At 74.8% G+C, this 20,279-nt stretch carries 10 protein-coding genes; 9 read left to right on the top strand and 1 reads right to left on the bottom strand.

Annotated features, from left to right (window positions below; translation table 11 throughout):
* Positions 1–95 precede the first annotated feature (95 nt).
* The 7 genes from AB0E98_RS30780 to AB0E98_RS30810 all read left to right on the top strand — a co-directional run bounded on the left by AB0E98_RS30780 (position 96) and on the right by AB0E98_RS30810 (position 15,892).
* Entirely contained in the window at positions 96–6,944 is a 6,849-nt protein-coding gene (locus AB0E98_RS30780) for an SDR family oxidoreductase (protein ID WP_361709029.1), read from the top strand.
* A 2-nt stretch (positions 6,945–6,946) separates the two neighbouring features.
* Complete coding sequence (locus tag AB0E98_RS30785; protein WP_361709031.1) at positions 6,947–11,458, top strand: beta-ketoacyl synthase N-terminal-like domain-containing protein; 4,512 nt, start codon at positions 6,947–6,949, stop codon at positions 11,456–11,458.
* A complete protein-coding gene (locus AB0E98_RS30790; protein WP_361709032.1) occupies positions 11,455–11,775 on the top strand; it encodes a phosphopantetheine-binding protein in 321 nt (106 codons plus the stop codon). Before AB0E98_RS30785 ends, AB0E98_RS30790 begins: the two co-directional genes overlap by 4 nt.
* Positions 11,772–12,566, top strand: a complete 795-nt coding sequence (locus tag AB0E98_RS30795) for an alpha/beta hydrolase (protein WP_361709035.1) — start codon at positions 11,772–11,774, stop codon at positions 12,564–12,566. Before AB0E98_RS30790 ends, AB0E98_RS30795 begins: the two co-directional genes overlap by 4 nt.
* Positions 12,563–13,729: a glycosyltransferase gene (locus AB0E98_RS30800; protein ID WP_361709036.1), complete on the top strand. Its 1,167-nt coding sequence runs from the start codon at positions 12,563–12,565 to the stop codon at positions 13,727–13,729. The genes AB0E98_RS30795 and AB0E98_RS30800 overlap by 4 nt, the downstream gene beginning before the upstream one ends.
* Positions 13,726–14,790 (top strand): class I SAM-dependent methyltransferase, encoded by a 1,065-nt coding sequence (locus AB0E98_RS30805; protein ID WP_361709039.1) that lies wholly within the window; start codon positions 13,726–13,728, stop codon positions 14,788–14,790. The genes AB0E98_RS30800 and AB0E98_RS30805 overlap by 4 nt, the downstream gene beginning before the upstream one ends.
* A 358-nt stretch (positions 14,791–15,148) precedes the next feature.
* On the top strand, positions 15,149–15,892 hold the full coding sequence (locus tag AB0E98_RS30810) for a helix-turn-helix domain-containing protein (RefSeq protein ID WP_361709042.1): 744 nt from the start codon (positions 15,149–15,151) through the stop codon (positions 15,890–15,892).
* 97 nt (positions 15,893–15,989) lie between these two features.
* On the opposite strand, the gene AB0E98_RS30815 is transcribed toward AB0E98_RS30810, so the two are convergent.
* Complete coding sequence (locus tag AB0E98_RS30815) at positions 15,990–17,423, bottom strand: alkaline phosphatase family protein (RefSeq protein WP_361709044.1); 1,434 nt, start codon at positions 17,421–17,423, stop codon at positions 15,990–15,992.
* A gap of 315 nt (positions 17,424–17,738) precedes the next feature.
* Here AB0E98_RS30815 and AB0E98_RS30820 point away from each other — a divergent pair, with 315 nt between their 5' ends.
* Positions 17,739–18,665: a DMT family transporter gene (locus tag AB0E98_RS30820; RefSeq protein ID WP_361709046.1), complete on the top strand. Its 927-nt coding sequence runs from the start codon at positions 17,739–17,741 to the stop codon at positions 18,663–18,665.
* A 222-nt stretch (positions 18,666–18,887) separates the two neighbouring features.
* Positions 18,888–20,096 (top strand): cytochrome P450, encoded by a 1,209-nt coding sequence (locus AB0E98_RS30825; RefSeq protein ID WP_361709049.1) that lies wholly within the window; start codon positions 18,888–18,890, stop codon positions 20,094–20,096.
* Positions 20,097–20,279: the final 183 nt, after the last annotated feature.

The raw sequence follows: 20,279 nt of genomic DNA on the forward strand, positions 1-20,279 counted from the left end.
AGGCGCGAGCAACTGCGGAGGCGGGAGCGATCGTCCTTGCGTCCGGCTCCTCCGGCATCATCAGTTTCCAGAGTCCCTGGTGGGGAGCCGCCTCCGTGGTGCAGACAACCGTCATCGGTGTCAGTCCTTTCGGGGAGACCGATCCGCGACTCGTCGCGGCCGTCCGCGGAGCCGGTGGGCTCGGCGTCCTCGACCTCGGCGCCGGGGGCCGACGGGCCCGCGAAGCCCTCTCCCTCGCCCGCCGCTGGACCGGCGGCGACTTCGGCGTACGCGTGGCGGAGGACTGCGCGCTCCAGCCGGACGAACTGCGCGACCGGCGTGAGCCGGGGCCGCGCACCGTCCTGCTCGCCCCCGGCGCCGGCCGGCCCGCGGACTGGGGGCGGGACGTCACCGTCCTGGCCGAGGTCCGCTCCCGGGCCGAGGCCCGTGCCGCGGCACGGGCGGGGGCGGCCGGCATCGTCGCGCGCGGCAGCGAGTGCGGTGGCCCGGCCGGCGAACTGTCCACCTTCGTCCTGCTGCAACAGCTGCTCTCCGACCCGGAGTTGAACGTTCCCGTCTGGGCGTGCGGTGGCATCGGGCCGAACACCGCCGCTGCGGCCGTCCTCGCGGGCGCCGCCGGCGTGGTCCTCGACGTACAGCTCGCCCTGCTGGAGGAGGCGGCCACCCCTCCCGCGCTCGCCCGCCTGCTGCGCGCGACGGACGGCACCGGCACGGTCCTCGCCGACGGACGGCGCCTGCTGGACCGCGACCGACCGGGCCTCCCCGCCGAACTGAGGGACCGCCCCGTCCCGCTCGGCCAGGACGCCTTCCTCGCCCGCCGTTTCGCCCGGGACCACCGCACGGTGGGCGCCGCGGTACGGTCCGTGCGCGAGGGCATCGACCGGGCGCTCAGGACCCCCGGCGCGGCGACGGCACTGCTCCCCGGCTCGGCCCTCAGCCGCTCCTTCGGAACCGCACTCCCCGTCGCGCAGGGGCCGATGACGCGGGTCAGCGACCAGGCGCGGTTCGCCGGCGCCGTCGCCGAGGGCGGCGCCCTGCCGTTCGTCGCGCTGGCCCTCGCCGGTCCCGAGCGGACCAGGTCCCTCCTGGAGGAGACCGGGGCCGCGCTCGGCGAGCGGCCCTGGGGCGTCGGCATCCTGGGCTTCGCGCCGGACGACGTGCGCGCCGCCCAGCTGGAGGCCGTGCGCGAGCTCCGGCCCACCCACGCCGTTCTCGCGGGCGGCCGCCCCGCGCAGGCCGCCGCACTGGAAGCCCAGGGCATTCGCACCTTCCTGCAGGTCCCGACCCCCGGGCTGCTCGGCCAGTTCCTCGACGCGGGAGCCCGGCGGTTCGTCTTCGAGGGCGCCGAGTGCGGCGGCCATGTCGGCCCCAGCAACTCCTTCCCGCTCTGGGAGGCCCAGCTGGCCGTCCTGGAGGACTTCCTGGACGCCCGGCCGCGGCACGAAGAGCCACCGGGGATCGAGGTGCTGTTCGCGGGCGGGGTGCACGACGAGCGCTCCGCGACGATGGTCGCCGCCCTGTCCGCCGGGCTCACCCGACGCGGCGCCGCGGTCGGCGTCCTGATGGGCACCGCGTACCTCTTCACCCACGAGGCGGTCGAGTGCGGCGCGGTCCGGCCGGCGTTCCAGCGCACCGTGCTCACCGCCGAGAGCACCGTCCTGCTGGACACCGCGCCCGGCCATGTCACCCGCTGCGTACCCAGCCCCTTCACCGACACCTACCGGACGCACCAGGAGGAGCTGCGACGCCAGGGCGTTCCCAGACGAGAGGCCTGGGAGCGGCTGGAGCGGCTCAACCTCGGACGGTTGCGCATCGCCAGCAAGGGTGTCGAGCGCGTCGACGGCGCACTCCGCGAGGTGGACGAACAGCGGCAGTTCGACGAGGGCATGTTCATGGCCGGGGAAGTCGCCGTGCTGCGCGACGCCACCACGACCGTCGCCGAACTGCACCGCGACGTCACGCACCGCGCGGCCGCCTTCTACGAGCGGCGGGCCGCGGAACTGACCGGCGGGGCGACGGCCGGCACCGCGTCCACGCCCGTGCCGCCCCCGCTCGACGTCGCGATCATCGGCATGGCCGGAATGTTCCCCGGAGCCCCCGACCTGCCCGCCTTCTGGGCCCAGGTGCTCGACGGCACGGACGCCGTGACCGAAGTGCCCGACGACCGCTGGGACCGGGCCCTCCACCACGGCGCGGAAGCGCCCGCGCACGACACCTCGGCCTCCCGATGGGGCGGCTTCCTGCCGGGAATCCCCTTCGACCCGCTGTGCTTCGGCATTCCGCCGTCCTCGCTCGCCTCCGTCGACCCCGTGCAGCTGCTCGCCCTGGAGGCGGCCCGGCGGGCCCTCGCCGACGCGGGCTACGAGCGGCGTGACTTCCCGCGTGCGCGCACCGCCGTGATCTTCGGGGCCGAGGCGGGCAGCGACATGTCCAACGCGACCACGCTGCGCACCGTCCTGCCGTCCTATCTGGGCGGACGGCTCCCGGAGGACCTGGCGGAGCAGCTGCCCGCCCTCACCGAGGACTCCTTCCCCGGGATGCTCGCCAACGTCATCTCCGGCCGGATCGCCAACCGCCTGGACCTCGGCGGGGCCAATTACACCGTGGACGCCGCCTGCGCCTCCTCGCTGGCCGCCGTCGACATCGCCTGCAAGGAGCTGACGACGGGCGCGGCGGACCTCGTCCTGTGCGGCGGCGCCGACCTGCACAACGGCGTCAACGACTACATCCTCTTCTCGTCCGTGCACGCGCTGTCCCCCACCGGCCGCTGCAGGACCTTCGACGCCGGGGCGGACGGCATCGCCCTGGGCGAGGGCGTCGCCTGCGTGGTGCTCAAACGACTGGCCGACGCGCGGCGCGACGGCGACCGGATCTACGCCGTCGTCAAGGGCGTCGGTTCCTCCAGCGACGGGCGCTCCCGCGGCCTGACCGCGCCCCGGCCGGAGGGTCAGCGCACGGCGCTGGAGCGGGCCTACGCCCAGGCCCGGATCTCACCGGCCGGGGTCGGCCTGGTCGAGGCGCACGGCACCGGCACGGTGGTCGGTGACCGTACCGAACTCGAGGTGCTCACCGAGGTGTTCCGGGAATCGGGGGCGGTGCCGGGCGGATGCGTGATCGGTTCGGTGAAGTCGCAGATCGGCCACACCAAGTGCGCGGCCGGTCTCGCCGGTGTGATCAAGACGGCTCTGGCGCTGTACACCGGGGTACGCCCGCCGACCCTGCACATCCGGCAGCCCAATCCGGCGTGGCGGCCGGAGAGCAGCCCGTTCGTCTTCCACCGACGGGCCCTGCCCTGGGCCGCGCCGCCCGGGGAACGGGTGGGCGGAGTGAGCGCCTTCGGCTTCGGCGGCACCAACTTCCACGTGGTGCTGCGAGGGGGTGACGACGGGGCGCCGCCGCGTCAGGCCGCCGACGTCTGGCCCGCCGAGCTGTTCCTGTTCCGCGGCGAGGCGGCGATCGAGGAGCTGTTGCGACTGGCGGAGACGGACGCGGACACGGGTGCGGGCGCGGGCGCGGACCGCGCGGGCGCGGGAACGGCCGTCGCCGCGGACGGGAAGGCCACGACCCACTGGCGGCCGTGGCGGCTCCGCGACCTGGCACGCACGGCGGCGCGCCGGGCCGCGGACCCGGCCGCCGGGCCGGTCACCGCGGCCGTGGTCGCCACCGGGCTCGACGAACTGCCGGGCCTGCTGAGGGCCGCGCTGGCAGGCCGGGCGGCGCCGGGCGTCCTCACGGCCGGGGCCGAGCGGGACGACGACCGCACGGCCACCGCCGGGCGCGGGACCGGCAAGCTGGCCTTCCTCTTCCCGGGCCAGGGCAGCCAGCGGCCCGGCATGCTGGCGGACCTGTTCACGGCCTTCCCGGAGACGCACGAGCACCTGCGCCGGGCCCCGGGCGCCGCGATGTTCCCGCCGGCCGTGTTCGACCCGGCCGGCCGGGAAGCGCAGCGTGCCCGGCTCGCCGACACCCGGCGGGCCCAGCCCGCCCTGGGCGTCGCCGGCCTGGCCGTCCACGACGTGCTGTCGAAGCTCGGAGTCCGCCCCGACATGGTGGCCGGTCACTCCTACGGGGAACTCGTGGCGCTGTGCGTGGCCGACGCGTTCCCCGCCGCGGATCTGCCGGAGCTGAGCGAACTGCGTGCCGGGGCGATGCTGAGCGCGGCCGGGGACGAGCCGGGCGCCATGGCCGCCGTCACAGCCGGGGCGGCCGAGGTGGAAGCCGTCCTGGCCGGGGCCGGGCTCGCCGGCCAGGTGGTGGTCGCGGGCCACAACTCCCCGTCCCAGACGACGGTCGCGGGGCCGAGCCAGGCGGTGCGCCAGGCAGTGGCGGCGTTGAAGAACGCCGGTTTCGGCGTCCAGCCGCTCGACGTGGCGTGCGCCTTCCACAGCCCGATGATGGCCGGCGCGGCGGAGACCTTCGCCGAGGTGCTCTCCTCCCGCCCCTTGCGGGCACCGCAGATCCCGGTGTGGTCCGGGCTGACGGCCACCCGCTACCCGGCGGACACCGCGGAGCTGCGGTCCCGGCTCGCCGGGCAGATCACGGCGCCGGTGCGGTTCGCCGAGCAGATCGAGGCGATGTACGCGGCCGGAGCGCGGATCTTCGTCGAAGCGGGCCCGGGCACCGCGCTCACCGGCCTGGTGCGCGCCACCCTCGGCGACCGGCCGCACCTGGCCGTCCCCTTCGAGCCGCACCCCGGGGCGGGGCTGCGCGGCCACCTGGAGGCGCTGGCCCGGCTGGCGGTCTCGGGCGGCGTCCACGTCGACGCGGAAGCGCTGTTCGCGGGCCGGGACGCGGTGGTGGCCGAGCCCGGGCGGACGCCGGAGCGCCCCGGCTGGATCGTGGACGGGCACCTGGTCCGCACCGCGGACGGCGGGCTGCTTCCCGGAGGCATGCGGCCGGCCCGGCCGATCGCACCGCTGGCACAGGCCCCGGGCGGTGACCGCGCGAACGGGACCGCGGGGGCGGACCGGGCGGTGCTGCTCCAGGACTTCCTGCGCGGCAGCCGTGAGATGATCGCGGCGCAGCGGGACGTCCTGCTGACGTACTTCGGCGAGACGGCGGCCATCCCGCCGCAGGCCCCCGGGCCGGTGACGGAGACGGCCGCCGTTCCGGCGGCGGCGATGGCCGTTCCCGGGGAAGCCGACGAGCCCGACCTGTTGCGCACGGTGCTGGCGGTCATCAGCGAACGGACCGGCTACCCCGTGGAGATGCTCGACCCCCGGCTCGACCTGGAGGCCGATCTGAGCGTCGACTCGATCAAGCGGACGGAGATCGCGGGCGAACTGGTGAAACGGCTGGGAGGCACGGGAGCGCGGATCCCGGACGACGCGGACCTGGAGAGCCTGACCCGCGCACGGAGCGTGGCGTCGATCGTGGAGTGGATGGACGCGCACACGGGTGGTCCGGCAGAAGCCGGGACTCCCACCACGCGCGCGGAGCGGGAGCCGGACGACACCGCGGCCACGGAGCCGACCGGAATCGCGCCCCGGCGGTACGTCCTGCGGAGCGTGGCCCTGGACGGCGCGCCGCCGCCGGACGGCTTCGCCGCCCTGCGCGACACGCACGTCCTCGTGCTCGGCGGCGACGACCGTACCGCCCGGGCCCTCCTCGCCCGGCTCCGGGAGCACGGAGCGCACGCCACCCGCTCCGACGACACGCCCCGGGATCCGGCCGGACCGCTGGACGGAGTGATCCTCCTGCCCGGGCCTGCGCAGTCCACCGGGCCCGTGCTGCCGGGCGCCTTCCCCCTCCTGAAGGATCTGCTCCGGCGAGGCCCGCGCCGTCTGCTGTGCGTCCGGCCGGCCGAGGACGGCGGCCCGGGCGACGGGACGGTCGATGGCATGGGCGGTTTCCTCCGCACCGCCGCCCGCGAGTACCCGGACACGACAGCCCGCCTGGTGTCCGTCCCCGACGGCCGGAACGCCGACGAACTGGCGGACACGGTCATCGGGGAACTCCTCGCACCCGACCGGGAACCCGTCGTCGTCCGCACCGAGGACGGCCGGCGGTTCGGCGTCGAGCCGCGGGAAGCCCCACTGGGCCCGCTGCTCACGGACGACGAGTCCACGGCGGAGCGGGCGGCCACCGCCCTCGGGCTCGGGCCGGAGTCCGTCCTGCTGTTCGCGGGCGGGGCGCGCGGCATCGCCGCGCGCGTCGCCGTCGCCCTCGCGGCGGCCTCCCGCTGCCGGGTCGAACTGCTCGGCCGCACCGCCCTGGCCGACGGCCCCGAGCCGCCCGGGATCGCGGGCGTCACCGGACGCGCCGCGCTGCGGGCCGCGTTCGCCGAGCGCGGCGGGCTCCGCCCCGCGGAGATCGACCGGCAAGCCGGCCTCGTCCTCGCCCGCCGCGAGATCGAGGCGAACCTCGCCGCGATCCGCGCGGCCGGCGGCGCGGGCGGATACCGTTCCGTCGACCTGCGGGACGCGGAGGCCGTCGAGCAGGCGGTCAAGGAGACCCATGCCCGCCACGGACGCGTCGACGGCCTGGTGCACGCCGCCGGGGTCATCGAGGACAGACTCATCGCCGACAAGGACCCGGCGTCCTTCACCCGCGTCCACGAGACGAAGGCGGAGAGCGCCCGCACCCTCTTCGCCGCGCTGCGCCGGCTCCCCACGCCACCCCGCTTCACCGTGCTGTTCGGCTCCGTCGCGGCCGTGTACGGCAACCGGGGCCAGGCGGACTACGCCGCCGCCAACGACGCCCTCGCCGCACTGGGCAGGGCATGGCACCGCTCCACGGGCACACGGGCGTTGACCGTCCACTGGGGGCCCTGGGCCCCGGACGGCACCCACGGCGGGATGGTCGGCCCGGAGCTCGCCCGGGAGTACGCCCGGCGCGGCGTCGGCCTGATCGACCCGAGGGAGGGGACGCTCGCCCTGCTGCGCGAACTGACCTGGGGCGACGACGACACGTGCGAGGTCGTCCACGCGGCTCCGGGGTGGTGACGGTGTACCACGGCCACTCCGGGAACCCCGCACAGGAACCGGTGGCCGTCACCGGCATGGCGGTCACGCTGCCCGGCGCGGACGACCTGGACCGCTACTGGCACAACCTCCGCACCGGCGTGGACGCCATCTCCGAGGCGCCGCCGGGGCGCTGGGACGAGGACGAGTACCACTCCGGTGCCATCTACTGCCGGCGCGGTGGTTTCGTCGACGACCGGCTCACCGGCTTCGACCCCGCCGCCTTCGGCATCATGCCGGACTCCGTCCCGGCCACCGAGCCCGACCAGCTGATCGCCCTGCGCACGGCCGCCGCCGCGATCGCCGACGCGGGCGGCCTCGCCACGGTGGATCCCGCACGGACCGGAGTGGTGCTGGGCCGCGGCGGCTACCTCACGGCCGGGCTGGCGCGACTCGACCAGCGCGTCCGCACCGCCGGCCAACTGACCCGCACGCTGCGGGAACTGCTGCCGGAGCTCGGCGAGGAGCGGCTGGCCCGGGTCCGTACCGCCTTCGAGGAGGCCCTGGGACCGGACAGCCCCGACGCGGTCATCGGCCTGGTCCCCAATTTCGCCGCCTCGCGCGTCGCCAACCGGCTCGACCTGCGTGGTCCCGCCTACACGGTCGACGCGGCCTGCGCCTCCTCCCTGCTGGCGGTCGACCAGGCCGTGGGCGAGCTGACCGCGGGACGCTGCGACGTGATGCTCGCCGGAGGCGTCCACCACTGCCACGACGTGACCCTGTGGTCGGTGTTCGCCCGGCTCGGGGCCCTCTCCCCGACCCAGCGGATCCGCCCCTTCCACCGGGACGCGGACGGTGTGCTGATGGGAGAGGGCACCGCGGTGCTCGTCCTCAAACGGCTCGCCGACGCCGTGCGCGCCGGTGACCGGGTGTACGCGGTGATCCGGGGCACCGGAGTGGCCGGTGACGGGCGCGCCGCCACCTTGGTGAACCCGGACCCGGACGGTCAGACCCGGGCGGTCCGGCTCGCCTGGGAGGCGGCCGGCGTGGACCCGGCCGCCCCCGGCGCGATCGGTCTGCTGGAAGCGCACGGCACGGGAACCCCCAACGGCGACGCGGCCGAGATCACCACGCTGCGCCGGGTGTTCGGCACCCCGCGCGCACCGGACGCGGTGATCGGCTCGGTCAAGTCGATGATCGGCCACACCATGCCGGCGGCGGGCGCCGCGGGCATGGTCAAGGCCGCTCTGGCCCTCCACCACCAGGTGCTGCCGCCCACCCTGCACTGCGACGACCCCCACCCCGGGTTGCTCGCCACCCGCTTCCGCCCGTCCGCGGTGGCCCGCCCCTGGGAGGCGGAGGTGCGCCGGGCCGGGGTGAACGCCTTCGGCTTCGGCGGCATCAACGCCCACGTGGTCCTGGAGGAGTTCCGGCCCACGGCCGGCAGGAGGAGACCCTCGTCCACGGCACTCCACGTCGCCGAGCCCGAACCCGTCCTGCGGATCGCCGCGAAGACCACCGGGGAACTGCGCGCGCTGCTCGACGCGGAGGACGCCCTCCTGCGCGCGGGAGGGGACACCGGCGACGGAGGCGCCCGGCTGGCCGTGGCCGGGCCCGGGGGCGAACGGCTCGCGCTGGCCCGCAAGGCGGTCGCCCGCGGCCGGGCCTGGGGCGGCCGCCGCGAGGTGTGGTTCGCGCCCCGGCCCCTGCTCGGACCGGCCGGCGGCGGCCGCACCGCCTTCCTCTTCCCCGGCCTGGAGGCCGGGTTCACCCCCCAGGGCGAGGACGTCGCCCGCCACTTCGGACTGCCCCGTCCCACCTGGCAGCAGGCCCGGGTCGGCGCCGTGGCCGAACACGGCGCCGGTGTCGTCGACGCGGGCCGCCTCCTGGCCACCGCGCTGCGCCGCGCCGGTGTCACCCCCGACGCCCTGGCCGGGCACAGTGTGGGGGAGTGGACCGCCATGGCCGTCGGCGGAATCTTCGCCGACAAGGAAGTGGACACCTTCCTCAAGGACTTCGACCCCTTGGCCCTGCTGGTCCCGGACCTGGTCTTCGTGGCCTTCGGTGCCCCCGCCGAGCAGGTGGAGGCGGCCCTGGCCGGGATCGGCGAGGTGGTGCTCTCCCACGACAACGCCCCGCACCAGTCGGTGGTCTGCGGCCCTGCGGCCCAGGTGGAGAAGGTGACCGAACGCCTGCGCCGCGCCGGTGTGCTCGGCCGCGCGCTGCCCTTCGCGTCCGGCTTCCACACACCCATGCTGGCGCCCTACCTGGGGCCCATCCGGGAGGCGATGCGGCGCTTCACCCTGCACCGGCCCTCGGTACCGGTCTGGTCGGGCACGACCTGCGCGCCGTTCCCCGACCGTGAGCCGGAGGTCCGCGAGCTGGCCGTACGCCACCTCCTGGAGCCGGTCCGGTTCCGCGGACTCGTCGAATCCCTGTACGCGGCCGGGTTCCGGGCCTTCGTCCAGGCCGGCCAGGGCCAGCTGCCCGCCCTGACCGGGGACATCCTCGCCGGGCGCGAGCACCTGGCGGTCACGGCCGCGGCCACCGACGGCGACGGCCTGGGCCAGTTGCGACGGGCCGTGGCCGGGCTGTGGGCCTACGGGGCGGAGCCCGACCTCGCCGCCTTGCGCCCCCGGGGAGGCCGGGCCACCCGTACCGTGCCGGCACCCTCCGCCGGCACGCCGGGACGGACGGGCGTACGGCTCGGCCTGGACGCCGGACCCGTCCACCTCGAACCCGTCACCCGCGACCGGCTCCGTACGCTGCTGCGCGAGGCGCTCACCGGCGAGGGGATGCCCGGAGTCCCGCAACTCGACGGTGTCGTAGGGCGGTTCCCGGAAGCGGCACAGCTGCGCGCCCTGCTGACCGAGACGGCCGACACGGCCGCGGCCCTCTTCGCGGCGTACGACGGACCGGGGACCACCGCACCGGTCCCCGGGCGGGCGACGGCGATCCCGGACGCCAGCACCTCCGCCCCCGGCCCCGCGACACCGCGCCCCACGGCGGACCCCGGCCGGACCACCACGGTCCGGGTCGCCCTCGACACCATGCCGTACCTCGCCGACCACTGCTTCTACCGGCAGCGGCCGGACTGGCCCGACATCGGCGACCGCTGGCCGGTGGTCCCCGCGACCACCATGATCCGGCACATGTCCGAAGCGGTGGCCGCGCCGCCCGGCACCGGTGTCACCGTCGCCGTCCGCGACGCCCGCTTCCTCGCCTGGCTGGTCGCCGAACCGGCCGTCGACGTGGCGGTGACCGTCCGGGGCGTCCCCGGCCGTCCGGGCCGCCGCACCGTGGAGTTCGGCCGGTACGCGCGCGCGGAGACCGAGACGGCACCCCGCCACCCGGCACCCCCCGCCCGCTGGCCCGTTCCGGCCGGTGAGGAGACGCCCACCGTCTCGGCCCGGCGGATGTACGACGAGCGCTGGATGTTCCACGGCCCGCTCTTCCAGGGCGTCACCACGGTCACCGGGATCGGCGCACGGCACGTCCGGGGCGTGCTCACCGCTCCGCCCGCGCCCGGCGCGCTCCTCGACAACGCCGGCCAGCTGCTCGGCTACTGGCTGATGGCCACCCGCTCCGACCGCACGGTGGTCCTGCCGGCCGGCATCCGCGCCATCCGCTTCCACGGCCCGGAACCCGAGCCCGGCCGGCGCCTCGACTGCCACGTCCGCGTCACCTCCCTCACCGAGACCCTGCTGGCAGCGGACATCCAGCTCAGCCACCACGGAACCGTCTGGTGCGAGATCGACGGCTGGGAGGACCGCCGGTTCGACTCACCGCCCGCCACCGACGCCATCCGGCGCCACCCGGAGCGCGGCACCCTGGCCCGGGTCCAGCCCGGCGGCTGGCACCTGGTCTTCGAGCACTGGCCCGACCCGGCCTCCCGCGAGCTGATGATGCGCAACGTGCTGGGCGGCGCCGAACGGGACGCCTACGCGGCCCGGCCCCCGCGGGGCAGACAGCAATGGCTCCTCGGCCGGATCGCCGCCAAGGACGCGGTACGCCACCACCTGTGGCGGCACGGCGCCGGCCCGGTCTACCCCGCCGAGATCCGCGTACGCAACGACGACAGCGGCCGGCCGTACCCGGAAGGCGTGCACGGCCGGGAACTGCCGCCCCTGGAGCTGTCCCTCGCCCACTGCGCGGAAGCCGCGGTCGCCCTGGTACGCCCGGCGGGCACCACCCCCACCGGCATCGACATCGAAGAGATCACCGAGCGGCCCGCGGCGGCCCGCGACGCGGCCCTGGCCCCCGAGGAGCTCCCGCTCCTCGACCGCCTCGGCGGCGACGCGCGCACCCTCGTCCGCTTCTGGGCGGCCAAGGAAGCCGCGGCCAAGGCCGAGGGAACCGGCCTGCGCGGCAGACCGCGGGACTTCCGCGTCACCGCCGCCGACGGCGACCGGCTGACCGTCCTCACCCCATCCGGCCGCACCCACTCCGTGTCCCTCGCCGAGGCCGGCAACCCGGCGGGCCTGCGCCCCCGCCGCTACGTCGTCGCCTGGACCGAGGACACCCACCGGCAGCACCACGAGGAGACCCCCTCATGACCACCACCCCCACACCCGACGTCGTCGCCTCCCACCCGGAGCCCGGTGAACGCGCCGTCCTCGCCGGGCTCACCGAGGCCCTGCACGCCGTGATCCCCGAGCTCGGCCTCGAAGGCACGGCCGTCACCATGGACACCCGCTTCGTCGAGGACCTCGACCTGGAGTCCATCGACCTGGTCACCCTCACCGCCGAGCTCGGCCGCCGCTACGGCGACCGCGTCGACTTCCCGGCCTTCTTCGCCTCCCTCGAACTCAACGAGATCATCGGGCTCTCCGCCGGCCAGGTGGTCCGCTACATCACCGGGCGCCTGGGGTGACGGCAGTCCGCCGCCCGCGCCTGAACACCGCCCGCGTCGGGCCGCCCGGCCGGGATCCCGTCGTCCTGGTGCACGGCATCGCCACGGACAACCTGACCAGCTACTACTTCACCGTGGCCGCGGCCCTCGCGGCGGCCGGGCACGACGTGGTGATGTACGACCAGCGCGGTCACGGCCGCAGCGAGCGCCCGGCCACCGGCTACCGCCTGGAGGACTTCACCGGCGACCTCGCCGCCGTTCTCGACGACGCGCGCACCACCGGTCCGGTCCACCTGGTCGGGAACTCCTTCGGCGGCACCGTCGTCCTCGACTACGCCCTGCACCACCCCGGCCGGGTCGCCGGCGTCCTGGTCGTGGAGTCCGAACCGCCCACCGCGGCCTGGGCGGCGAAGATGAGCACCCTGCTGGCGGGCGCGGCGCGCCGGCTCCACGACGAGCGGGCCCTGCCCTGGATCGAGCACACCTACGGCGGGCACGCGGCCCGGCTGGTCCGCCAGGCCCGCCCGCTGCTGCACGGGACGACGATCGCAGAGGACATCGCGGCCAGCCGCATACCCCCCGAGGAACGCTGGCGGGACCTCGGCCTGCCCGTCCTCGCGGTGTACGGGGCCACCTCCGACCTCGCCGCCACGGCGCCCCGGATGGAGTCCCTGCTCCCCGGCTGCCGCACCCACCAGGTGCCGGGCCACGGCCACTCCGTGCTGGTGAGCGCCCCGGAGACCATCGGCGCGCTCATGCTCGACTGGGTCCGCGTGGGCCAGCGGCACCACGCGGAGGCCGTACGGGTATGAGCCGGTTCCTCTTCGTGGTGCCGCCGCTCGTCGGGCACGTCAACCCGGCCGTCGCGGTGGCCGCCGAACTCACCCGGCGCGGACACCACGTCGCCTGGGCCGGGCACCCCGGACTCGTCGAAGAGCTGGCGGGGCCCGGGGCCGAGATCCACGCCTGCGCGATGTCCAGCGAACCGCGGCGCCCCCCTGAACTGCGCGGAGTCGCCGCGCTGCGCTTCCTGTGGCAGGACTTCCTCGGGCCGCTCGCCACGGCGATGGCGCCCGGCGTGGAAAAGGCCGTGGCGGCCTTCCGCCCGGATGCGATCGTCACCGACCAGCAGGCGCTCGCCGGGGCCCTGGTGGCCGAACGGCTCCGCATCCCCTGCGCCACCTCGGCGACCACGTCCGCCGATTTCTCCGGCCCGCTCGCCGGGATGCCGAAGGTGGAGGAGTGGATCCGCGGGCTGCTGGGCGAGCTGCGCGCCACGCTCGGCGACCCGTCACGGACCCACGACCCCCGCTTCTCGCCGGACCTCGTCCTCGCCTTCACCACCACCGCCCTCGCGGGCGAGAGCGCGGCCCCTCCGCAGACCCGCTTCGTGGGCCCCGCGCTCACCCGGCGGCCCGACCCGGTCCCCTTCCCCTGGGAGCGGCTGGACCCCGCACGGCACACCGTCCTGGTCTCCCTCGGCACCGCCAACACCGGTCTCGGCGACCGCTTCCTCACCGAGTGCGCGGCGGCCGTACGGGAGCGCGCGGGGCAGGTCCAGGCCGTCGTCGCCGACCCGGGCGGGGCGCTCGACGGCACCGCGGACGACGCCGTGCTGCCCGTACGCCGGGTGCCACAACTCACCCTGCTGCGACGGGTGTCCGCGGTCGTCTGCCACGCCGGCCACAACACCGTCGCCGAGACCCTGCTGCACGGGGTGCCGCTGGTCGTCGCCCCGATCCGGGACGACCAGCCCGTGATCGCCGCACAGGTCACCACGGCCGGAGCCGGGATCCGGATCCGGTTCGGCCGTGGCGACCGCCACACGATCGGCGCCGCGCTGGACGGCGTCCTCACCGCACCCGGATACCGCGCGGCCGCCTGCCGCGTGCGCGACTCCTTCCGCTCGGCGGGCGGCGCCGCCGCGGCGGCCGCACACCTCGAAGCGGTTGCCACACGACAGGGAGAACTATGAACCGGACCCAAGAGGTCGCTCAGCTCCGCATCGCGTACCAGCGCGAACTCGCCGACGGCACGGACCGCTTCCACGCGCCGAGGCGCACCACGTGCCCCTGGTGCGACTCCTCCCGGCTGCGGACCCGGCTGCGCACCGTCGACCTGCTCCAGCACAAGCCCGGCACCTTCGTGATCGACCAGTGCCGCGACTGCTCCCACTCCTTCCAGAACCCCCGGCTCACGCCCGAGGGGCTGGACTTCTACTACCGGGACTTCTACGACGGCCTGGGCGCCGCGCTGGCGGAATGGGTCTTCAACGGCGGTGGCAACCGCAAGCGCTACCTCGCCAGCGCCCGTGCCCTCCTCCCGTTCGGAACCCCTCGCCGCTGGCTGGACGTCGGCACCGGACACGGCCACTTCCCCCAGAGCGCCAGGACGGTCCATCCGGCCACCGTCTTCGACGGCCTCGACATCAGCGAGGGTGCCGAGGAGGCCGAGCGCCAGGGCCGGATCGACGAGGCATACCGCGGCCTCCTCACCGACCTCGCCCCCAAGCTGGAGGGCAGGTACGACGCGGTGAGCATGTTCCATTACCTCGAGCACACCATCGACCCGCGCGCGGAGCTGACCGCCGCCCGCACGGTCCTCGCACCCGGTGGCCACCTGATCATCGAGGTCCCGGACCCGGAGTGCGTGTCGAGCGGGATCCTGGGCCGCTGGTGGATGCCGTACTTCCAGCCCCAGCACCTGCACCTCATCCCGCTCGCCAACCTCCGCCGCGAACTGGAATCACTCGGCTACACCGTCGTCGCCGTCGAACGGCACGAGCCGCACATCCCGTTCGATCTCACCGGCGCCGCGGTCCTCGCCCTCGCCCACGCCCTGCCGCCCGCCGACGACCCCTGGTACCCCGCTCCGCCCAGCGGCCTCCAGAGCAAGGCCCGCGCGGCCCTGTTCTGGTCGTCCGTCCCCCTGCTGGCCGGTGTGTACGGTGCGGAACAGCTGCTCGCCCCGCTCCTGCGCCGGACGCGGCTCTCCAATGCGTACCGGATCGTGGCACGGTACGGAACCGCGGCCTGATCCCGGTGCTCCGTCACCCACACGCCGTCGGCGCGGGTTTCGCCGTACGGGCCCGACCGGTCCGCGAGCCCTACGGGGCCGAGAGCGTCCCGTAGGCCCGCACCCTGGCGGTCGCCGTAGTCGCGCCCGTACGGCGGCCCGTCCCCCGGCGGGCGCCGGAGACCTGGAGGACGGCGCCCGCCGGAGTTCCCCCGTGGTACCGAGCATGGGCCGCGACGGCCTGACTGTCGCGCGGCGGTCCGGTGAGCGGACCGCCGCCGGGGCGGACGGCCAGCGCATTTAGGGCGTGTTTACCCCGTGGGTGTTCACTCGGTCCGGACGGTGGCATACGGAAGGCGCTCTCGGAAGGGGACCGGCGATGGGCAGAACCGCGGCCGGGGGGACGGGCGAGCGGCCGACTCCCGGACGGGGAGTTCTCGAGGGGGCGTTCGCCCTGCTGGAAGCCCTGGGACAGGCGCGGGAGGCCGGGCTGACCGCGCTGTCGGCGGACAGCGGGCTGCCCAAGACCACGGCGTACCGGCTCCTGGAGCAGCTGGTCGATCTCGGCGTCGTCGAACACCACGGCTCCCGCTACCGGATGGGTTCGCGGATGTTCCGCCTGGGGCTGGGCTGGCAGCCACCACCGGGGCTGTGCGCGGCGGCGCGGGTACCGGCGCGCCGGCTGGCGGAGGCCACCGGCGCCTCGGTCGGGATCTGCGTGCTGCGCGAGGGCCGGACCCTCGCCGTCCAGGGCGTGCCCGGCGTGGTGGACCATCTGGCGCCCCTCCGGCCGGGCGCCACCTGGCCCTGGTACGCCGCGGCCGGAAAGGTCCTGGTGGCCGCAGCGTCGCCGCGCGTGCCGCTGGATCCGCTGCCGGCGTCCTGGAGGCGGGAGGCCGCCGTCATCCGCGACGGGGGAGTGGCGGTCGACCGGGAGGAGCTGGTGCCCGGCGTGTGCTGTGTCGCCGTGCCGCTGACGGCTCCGGGCGGTGAGGTCGTCGCCGGGCTGTGCGCGATGGTCGACCCGGCCCATGACCTGGGACGGCTCACCCGCGCCGTCGCCCGGACGGGCCGGGCCGTCGGCGCGGCCCTGCGGGGACCCGCGCTGGGGCGGGCATCGTGAGCCACACGATCCACGCGGACGTCGGCCCCCGCGAGAAGCCCGTCGCGGCGGTCCCGCACGGGGCTCGGGACCGGCGCGACACCGCTGATGCCGCCCCCTACCGCCGCGGCCGCGTGCCCGGCTCCTGGACCGGAGGCCGCTGCGTGGCGCCCGGGAACGTGGGCGCCGGCAGATGGGCGACGTCCCACTCGGCCTGGCGCAGCCGCTCCTCGGTGTCACCCGGCAGCGCGGGCGGGCTCGTGGCGGGGGAGCCGAAGCCGAAGGCCGAGGTGAGGTCGCCGAAGGTACGGCGCCGCCACGCGCTGATGTTGGGCTCCCGTACCCCCGTCCAGCGCTCCAGGAAGCGCAGCACGGAGGTGTGGTCGAAGGCCTCCCCGGCCGCCCAGCCGCCCACCGTCCACGGCGAGACGACCAGGCACGGGACCCGGAAGCCCCCGCCGATCGGCAGGCCGCCCACGAACTCGTCCTTGGTGCCCTTCGGCGGCACGGGCGGGGGCACGTGGTCGAAGAGCCCGTCGTTCTCGTCGAAGTTCAGGATGAAGACGGTCTTCCGCCACACTTCGGGGTTGTCGGCGATCGCCTCCAGCTTCTTCGCGATGAAGTCCGCGCCCGCGGCGGGCATCGAGTCGGGGTGCTCGCAGCCGGCGGTGGTGGGCAGCAGCCAGGAGACGGCCGGCAGCCGGTCGTTGCGCGCGTCGTCCTCGAATGTGCCCTCGGGGGACGTCCGCAGCCCCCGTTCGTACAGCGGGCTGCCCGGTTTCGCGTCCTTGAACTGGCGGAACTGCTCCAGCATGTTGGTGCCGTAGTCGTCCTCCTGCCGGTAGACGCGCCAGCTGACCCCCGCCGCCTCCAGCCGCTCGGGGTAGGTGGTCCAGCGGTACGGCGTGGGGGCGATGTTGTCGATGACCGGGCCGCCCCGGGTGCCCGAGGGGTCGTTGGTGCCGGTCATCCAGTACAGCCGGTTGGGCCAGGTCGGCCCGAAGACCGAGCAGAAGTAGTTGTCGCAGACGGTGAAGGCCTCGGCGAGGGCGAACTGGAACGGGATGTCCTCGCGGGTGTGGTAGCCCATGACGTACGGCGCGTTCTTGCCGTCCGAGTCCGCTCTGCGGTGCGCCGGCATCCAGCGGTCCATCTTCCCGCCGTTCCACGACTCGTGCTGGATCCGCCAGGAGTGGTCGGTGGACGGGATGGCCTGGGCGCGGGTCTTGAGCGTGTCGAGGTGGAAGGGCAACAGATAGCCCTTGGGGTTCTCCGTGTCGGGCTGGTGGAAGACGCTGCGCCCGTCGGGGAGCTTGAGGGCGTCGGGGTCGGCGAAGCCGCGGACGCCCTTGAGGGTGCCGTAGTAGTGGTCGAAGGATCTGTTCTCCTGCATCAGCAGGACCACGTGCTGGATGTCCCCGAGCGAACCGCGCCGCGCCGGACCGGCGGCCACCGCCTGCTGGACGCTCGGCGGCAGCAGCGAGAGCGCCGCCGCGCTCGCGGCCGTACCGACCGCCGTGCCGAGGAGCCTGCGCCGGGTGATGTCGGGCATGGGGATCCCTCCCTGGAGTCGTGCGGTGCCACACGAATGACCGCTACGACTTTCGTGGCGCGCACGTGTCAGGGGCAGGGGGGAGGAAGTGAACAAGGTGTCAATTGGCTGTAAAGAGGCGGGAGATGGCGCATATATCCGCTGGTGTTCGGGCCCCGGGGCGACGACGCCCGAACGCGAGCCCGAGAACGAGTCCGAAAGCGAGCCCGGAACCGCGGGTCCGGCCCGCGCGTGTTGTCACCGCGCCCCGCCTCGCCGCTCTGCCAATGTCGTGATCGACAGCCACCCCGTCGGCCCCTCCGGAGGAGCCTCCCCGTGTCAGCGCCGCTCGCCGCCCTCTTCGCCGTGCTGGCGGCCGTGAGCAACGCCACCGCCATGGTGCTCCAGCGGGCGGCGGCGCGGACCGTGCCCAAGGACGACGCCTTCAGCCTCAGGCTGATCCGCCATCTGCTGCACCAGCCCGTGTGGTTCGGCGGCATCGCCGCCATTCTCTGCGCCGCGGTCTGTCAGGCGCTGGCCCTGACCATGGGCTCGCTGGCCCTGGTCCAGCCGATCTTCGTCACCGAGCTTCCCTTCGCGCTGCTCATCGCCGGCGTGGCCTTCCGGCGCCGGCTGCCGGCCCGGGGCTGGGCCGCCGTCATCGCCGTCACCACCGGGATCGGGATCGCGCTGGCGGCGGCCTCGCCCTCCGGCGGGCGCGCCGGGATCGGCCTCGCGACGTGGGTGCTCACCCTGGCCGTCGCCGCCGGTGCGATGACGCTGTGCGTCGGGGCGGCCCTGCGGCGCCCCCGGGGCCGGGCCCGGGCCGCACTCTTCGGCACCGCCGCGGCCATCGGCTACGCGCTGACCGCCGCGCTGATGAAGTCCGCCGTCCATGCCTTCGCCCTGCACGGCGCCGCCGCGTTCTTCACCACGTGGCAGACGTACGCCTTCGCCGCGTCCGGGGCCTGCTCGCTGTTCCTGCTGTCGAACGCCGTCGAGTCCGGCCCGCTGATCGCCTCGCAGCCCGCCCTCACCCTCGGCGACGCGGCGGTCAGTCTGGCGCTGGGGCTGATGCTGTACGGGGAGCACATCCGCACCGGGTGGTGGCTGCTCCCCGCGGCTGTCGGCGCCCTGCTGGTGACGGCCGGGGTGCTGGCCCTGCCGGGAGTGGAGCCGCAGGCGCCGAAGGGCCCGGCCGATGAGGGCGTAGCCGGCGATGGGCGGAACGATGGACCGGGTGTCGCACCGAAGGACCGGTAAATCCAGTCCTTCTGGGGAGCATTCCATGTTGATACGTTGATATGCACTGTTGTGGGGATCCCGGGGAACTGTCAGGGATCCGTACGGGTGGACCGACGAGCACCAACGAGGGCGGGCAGGAACGTGCCGGAGTCGACCGAGATCAGCCCCGGCGCGCGGGCCGGGGAACCCCAGCGCCCACCCCTCTCCTCCCCTCTTACCTCTGCTCTTACCTCGGCGGCCGTGTCGGCCGTGTTCCTCACGCCCGGTTCACCGGATCTGTACCCGGTGATGAAGCGGCTGCGGGACGAGGCACCGGTGTTCTTCGGCGAAGAGCTGAACATGTGGATCGTGTCGCGGTACGACGACGTCGCGAGGATCCTCAAGGACCCCCGGCGCTTTCCCGCGGCCACCCGGTCCTTCATCCTGGCGAGCTATCCGCCCGAGGTCCGCGAGATCCTCGCCGTCACCAGCACCTTCTCGGCGCCCAACATGGGGTTCGACGATCAGCCGGTCCACGACCGGCTGCGCAGGCCGCTCACGCAGTACTTCTCCTTCCGGGGTGTGTCGCGCCTGGAGGAGCGAATAAACGCGATCGCCGACCGGCACCTCGACGGGATGCCCGGCCGGCCCCCGGCCGACCTGGTCGAGTCGTACGCCCGCCCGCTGGCGAACAGCGTCATCATCGAGCTGGCCGGTTTCCCGGCCGGTGACCGCGACCGCGTACTGCGCGGCCATCGCGCGCTCAACGACTTCTTCTTCGGCAGGCCCGCCCCGGACGTCCAGCTCGGCTACGCCAAGGACATCCGCGCGTGGGAGGAGTATCTGGCCGGAGTCATCGACGAGCGGCGCGGCCGCCCCGGGGGCGATCTGATCAGCCTGCTCACGCGGAAGGTGTCCCACGGGGAGGCGGACTACACCGATGAGGAGCTCATCAGCCTCTTCAGCTTCGACATCGTCACCGCCGGCATCCGGCCGAGCAGCTTCGCCCTGATCAACCTGTGCGACGAGCTGCTCCGGGACCGGCGCCGCTGGGAAGGGCTACTGGCGGAACCCGGCCGCTTCGACGGCCTGTTCGACGAGACCCTCCGCCGCTCCGGCCTGGCCACAGGGGTCTTCCGCGCCACCGCGACCGACGTGGAGATCGAGGGTGTCCAGATCCCCGCGGGCTCGGCCGTCTGGGCCCTGACGGCCTCGGCCAATCGCGACGAACGGCACTTCGCGGACCCGGACTCCTTCGACCCGCACCGCCCGCAGCTCGGCACCAGTCTCCACTTCTCCCACGGGCTGCACTACTGCCTCGGTGTGAACCTCGCCCGGACGGTGACCCGGGCCGGCCTCGCCGCGCTCATGCGGCGCCACCCGGGAATGCGCCGCGTCACGGAGCGGACACCTGCGTACGAACAGGGCATCAACGTCATCGCCCCCGCCCGGTTCACCGTGGAGTGGTGACCCCCGGAAGCGGCGCCGATCGCATTCCGGTTGACCGGTTCCCAGGGTATGCCCCGGGCTTTCCGGGATCCCGTACACCCCGTTGAACAGGGATTTTTGGTGCTTGAGTCGACCATGTGACCGACGGTACGAAAGTTCATGCGAAGATTCCGACTCCCGGTCCGAACGGACCGGGTGACAAGG

The organism is Streptomyces sp. NPDC037389, from assembly GCF_040636475.1.
Classification (GTDB): Bacteria; Actinomycetota; Actinomycetes; order Streptomycetales; family Streptomycetaceae; genus Streptomyces; species Streptomyces hesseae.